This window comes from Actinokineospora sp. PR83, assembly GCF_021056305.1.
Taxonomy (GTDB): Bacteria; Actinomycetota; Actinomycetes; order Mycobacteriales; family Pseudonocardiaceae; genus Actinokineospora; species Actinokineospora spheciospongiae.
In genome coordinates this window covers 1-4949 of record NZ_JAJCXD010000132.1, presented here as the reverse complement: position 1 = coordinate 4949, position 4949 = coordinate 1, and the positions used below count along the sequence as shown (strand labels likewise).

Below are 4949 nucleotides of genomic sequence, written 5' to 3'. Positions count from 1 at the left end.
CGACAAGGCCGCCGCCCGCCTGGCCCGCGGCGGCCTGGCCCCGTTGCACCCGGCGGCGGGCACCGCCGCGCTGGCCGCCGCCGTGGCCACCGGGCTGCCCGTTGTCACCGCCGCCGACATCGACTGGTCCGCCTTCGCCCTCGGCGCGACCAGGCTCCTCGACCACCTGCCCGAGGCCCGCCGTGCCGCGCCCGCCCCGGCCACCGCCGAGCTGAGCGGCCCCGCCGACGTGCTCGCCCTCGTCCGCGCCACCGCCGCGGCCGTGCTGGGCCACCGCGACGCCGCCGCCGTGCCCTCGGGCAAGCCGTTCCGCGACCTCGGCGTCGACTCGCTGACCGCCGTCGAACTGCGCAACCTGCTCAGCGCCGCCACCGGGCTCACCCTGCCCGCAGGCGTCGTCTTCGACTTCCCGACCCCGGCCGACCTCGCCCGCGAGGTCGTCGACCGGCTCTCCGGCGCCGGGCGCGCCGTTGCCGCCGAGCGCGTGCGGCCGGTCGACGAGCCGGTGGCGATCGTCGGCATGGCCTGCCGGTTCCCCGGTGGCGTCGCGGGTCCCGAGGACCTGTGGGAGCTGCTGGCGCAGGGCCGCGACGCCGTCGGCCCGTTCCCCGACGACCGCAACTGGGACCTCGCCGCGCTGTCCGGCGACGGCGGCTCCGACACCGGCCTGGGCGCGTTCCTGCGCGACGCGTCCGGCTTCGACGCGGACTTCTTCGGCATCTCCCCGCGCGAGGCGCTGGCGATGGACCCGCAGCAGCGGTTGCTGCTGGAGACCACGTGGGAGGCCTTCGAGCGCTCCGGGATCGCCCCGGACGGGCTCCGGGGCAGCGCGACCGGGGTGTTCATGGGCACCAACGGCCAGGACTACGCGAACCTGTTCGTCGGCTCGACCGAGGACGTCGCCGGGCACCTGGTCACCGGCAACGCCGCCAGCGTCGTCTCCGGCCGCCTGTCCTACGCCTTCGGGCTGGAGGGCCCCTCGGTGACCGTCGACACCGCGTGCTCGGCGTCGCTGGTGTCGCTGCACCTGGCCGCCCAGGCGCTGCGGTCGGGGGAGTGCGACCTGGCCGTGGCGGGCGGCGCGACGGTGATGTCCACCCCCGCCGCGTTCATCGAGTTCTCCCGCCAGCGCGGCCTGGCCGGTGACGGCCGGTGCAAGGCGTTCTCCGCCGACGCCGACGGCACCGGCTGGGGCGAGGGCGTCGGCGTGCTGGTCGTCGAGCGGTTGTCCGACGCCCGCCGCCACGGGCACACCGTGCTCGCCGTCGTCCGCGGGTCCGCGGTGAACCAGGACGGCGCGTCCAACGGGCTCACCGCCCCGAACGGGCCCGCCCAGCAGCGGGTCATCCGCGTCGCGCTCGCCGCCGCCGACCTCGAACCGTCCGATGTGGACGTGGTGGAGGCGCACGGCACCGGCACCGCGCTCGGTGACCCGATCGAGGCCGAGGCGCTGCTGGCGACCTACGGCGTCGACCGGGCGCACCCGCTGCTGCTGGGTTCGGTCAAGTCCAACATCGGCCACACCCAGGCCGCCGCGGGCGTCGCCGGGATCATCAAGTCCGTGCTGGCCCTGCGCGCCGGGACCGTCCCCGCGACGCTGCACGCCGACACCCCCACCCCGCACGTCGACTGGGCCGCCGGGGCCGTCGAACTGGCCACCACCGCCCGCCCGTGGCCCGAGACCGGTCGCGCCCGCCGGGCCGCGGTGTCCTCCTTCGGCGTCAGCGGCACCAACGCGCACGTCGTCATCGAGCAGGGCGACCCCGATCCGGTCGTCGAGAACACCGCGGGCCAGGTCCCGTTCGTGCTCTCGGCGCGCTCCGCCGAGGCGCTGGTGGCCCGGGCCGCGCAGCTCACCGACCTCTCGGTGCCCGTCGCGCGCTCCCTGGCGACCACGCGGGCCCTGCACGAGCACCGGGCCGTCGCGGTCTCCGAGGCGGGCGTCCGGGCGCTGGCGGCGGGGGAGCCGCACCCCGACCTGGTGCGCGGCACGGCGGGCGAGCCGGGCAAGGTGGTCTTCGTCTTCCCCGGCCAGGGTTCGCAGTGGCCGGGCATGGCCCGGCAGTTGGCCGCCGAGTCCCCCGTCTTCGCCGCCCGGTTCGCCGAGTGCGCCGCCGCCGTCGACCGGTACGCCGACTGGGCGCTCGACGACGTGCTCGACGACCTCGCGCTGCTCGACCGCGACGACGTGGTGCAGCCCGCGCTCTGGGCCGTGATGGTGTCGCTGGCCGCAGTGTGGCGGTCGTGGGGGATCGAGCCAGAGGCCGTCGTGGGCCACTCCCAGGGCGAGATCGCCGCCGCTGTCGTCGCGGGCGCGCTGTCGCTGGAGGACGGCGCTCGCGTCGTGGTGCGGCGGTCGCAGGTGCTGCGCAGGCTCGCCGGGCGCGGCGGGATGCTCTCGGTCGCGCTGCCCGAGGACGAGGTGCGCGAGCGGATCGCCCACCTCGACGGGATCTCCGTCGCGGCGGTGAACGGGCCCGGCGCGGCCGTGGTCTCCGGTGAGCTGCCCGCCCTGGAAGAGCTGGCCGCCGCGTGCTCCGCCGAGGGCGTGCGGACCCGGCGCGTCCCGATCGACTACGCCTCGCACTCCGCGGTGGTCGACGAGCTGCGCGACGAGCTGATGGCCGTGCTCGACGTCGAGCCCCGCGCGGGCGGGGTGCCGCTGCACTCCACCTCGTCCGGCCGGGTCGAGGACGGCTCTGGCCTCGACGCCGACTTCTGGTACGGCAACCTGCGCAACGCCGTGCAGTTCCACGCCACCGTCGAACGCCTCGCCGCCGACGGGTTCACCACCTTCGTCGAGTGCTCCCCGCACCCCGTGCTCACGATGGGCCTGCCGCAGACCGCGACCGCCGTGGGCTCGCTGCGCCGCGACGACGGCGGGCTGCGCCGGGTGCAACTGTCCCTCGGGGAGCTGGTCGTCGCGGGCGCCACCCCCGACTGGTCGGCGGTGCTCGGTGACGGGCAGCGCGCCGACCTGCCCACCTACCCCTTCCGGCACAGCCGCTTCTGGCCCGCCCGGGTCGCCCCGACCGGCTCGCTCGCGCACGCCGGGCTGGCCGCCGCGGGCCACCCGCTGCTCGCCGCGGCCACCGCGCTGCCCGACGACCAGGGCTTCCTGCTCACCGGGCGGCTCAGCACCGACACCCACCCGTGGCTGGCCGACCACGTCGTCGCCGGTCAGGTCGTCTTCCCCGGCACCGGCGTCCTCGAACTGGCCCTGCACGCCGCCGACCACGCGGGCCTGCCCGGGGTGGACGAGCTGGCGCTGCACGCCCCGCTGGTCGTGCCCGAGGGCGGCGTGGACGTCCAGGTCGCCGTGGGCCCGGCGGTCGACGGCCGCGCCACCCTGACCGTGCACACCCGGCTCGGGGAGACCTGGACCCGCAACGCCACCGGCGTCGTGGCCGAGGTCGCCGCCCCCGCGGTGGGGGCCGCGTGGCCGCCCGCTGGTGCCGAGCAGGTCGACACCGCGTCCACCTACGCCGACCTGACCGAGGTCGGGCTGGTCTACGGGCCGCTGTTCCGCGGGCTGCGCGCCGCCTGGCGCGCGGGCGACGCGGTCTACGCCGAGGTCGTGCTGCCCGAGGACGCCGCGGCCGGGTACGGCGCGCACCCCGCGCTCATCGACGCCGCGCTGCACGCCACCGGCTTCGGCGCGTTCGTCGCGGACCCGGCGAAGGCGTGGCTGCCCTTCGCCTGGCAGGGCGTCGCGCTCGGCGCGGCGGGCGCCGGGCACGTCCTGGTGCGCTTGGCCCCCGCCGGGGAGAACACGCTGTCGGTGACCGCCGTCGACCCGGCGGGCGCGCTGGTCCTGCACGCGGAGTCGCTGGCCCTGCGCCCGCTGACCGCCCCCGCCCCGGCGAGTACCGCGGCCCTGCACGGCGTGGAACTCGTCGAGACCACCCTCGACGGGCAGGCCGCGGCCGTGGGGTGCACCGTGCTCAGCGTGGAGCCGGGCGACACCGAGCCCGCCGCCCGCGCCGCCCTCGACCGCGCGTTCACCGTCGTGCAGGCCGCCTGCGCCGACGACCGGGTCGTGGTCCTGCACGCCACCGCCGACGACCTCGTGGCGGGTGCGCTGCGCGGCCTGGTCCGGGCGGCCGACACCGAGCACCCCGGCCGCGCCACGCTGCTCATCAGCGACACCGCGGACTCCGCGTCGGCGGCTGCCGCCTCCGACGAGCCCGAGGTCGTCGTCCGCGGCGGCACCGCGTTCGCGCCTCGCCTGACCCGCGCGACCGGCCCCGGCACCAGCCCCTTCACCGCCGAGAGCCGGGTGCTGATCACCGGTGGTACCGGCACCCTGGGTCTGTTGTTGGCCCGTCATCTGGTGGCGGAGCACGGTGTGCGGCATCTGGTGTTGGTGAGCCGTTCCGGTGGTGTCGTGCCGGAGATCGATGCGGATGTTCGGGTTGTGGCGTGTGATGTGTCCGATCGGGATGCTGTGGCCGCGTTGTTGGCCGAGCACCCGGTGACCGCGGTCGTGCACGCCGCCGGTGTCCTCGACGACGGCGTGCTGACCGCGCTGACCCCCGACCGGGTCGACACCGTCTGGGGCCCCAAGGCCTCGGGCGCGATCCACCTGGACGAGCTGGCGGGCGAGCTGGAGGCGTTCATCGTCTTCTCCTCCGCCTCCGGCGTCTTCGGCAACGCGGGCCAGGCCAACTACGCCGCCGCCAACACCGCCGCCGACGCCGTCGTCGCCCGCCGCCGGGCCGCGGGCAAGCCCGGCCTGTCGCTGGCCTGGGGCCTGTGGGCCGAGGCCAGCGGCCTCACCGGTCACCTCGACGACGGCCACCTGCGCCGCGCGGGCCGCGGTGGCGGGCGCGCCCTGGCCACGGCCGAGGCGCTGGCCCTGTTCGACGCCGCCCTGGGCGCCGACGCCGCGCTGCTCGCCCCGGTGGACCTCGACCTCACCGCGGCCAAGGCCGCCGCCGCGGCGGCGG

The 4949-nt window shown here is 77.1% G+C and carries 1 protein-coding gene; it reads left to right on the top strand.

From position 1 onward, the window contains the following. Window positions 1–4949, top strand: a 4949-nt coding sequence (locus L6E12_RS33155) for a type I polyketide synthase (RefSeq protein ID WP_236231869.1), incomplete at both ends; no start/stop codon positions are given.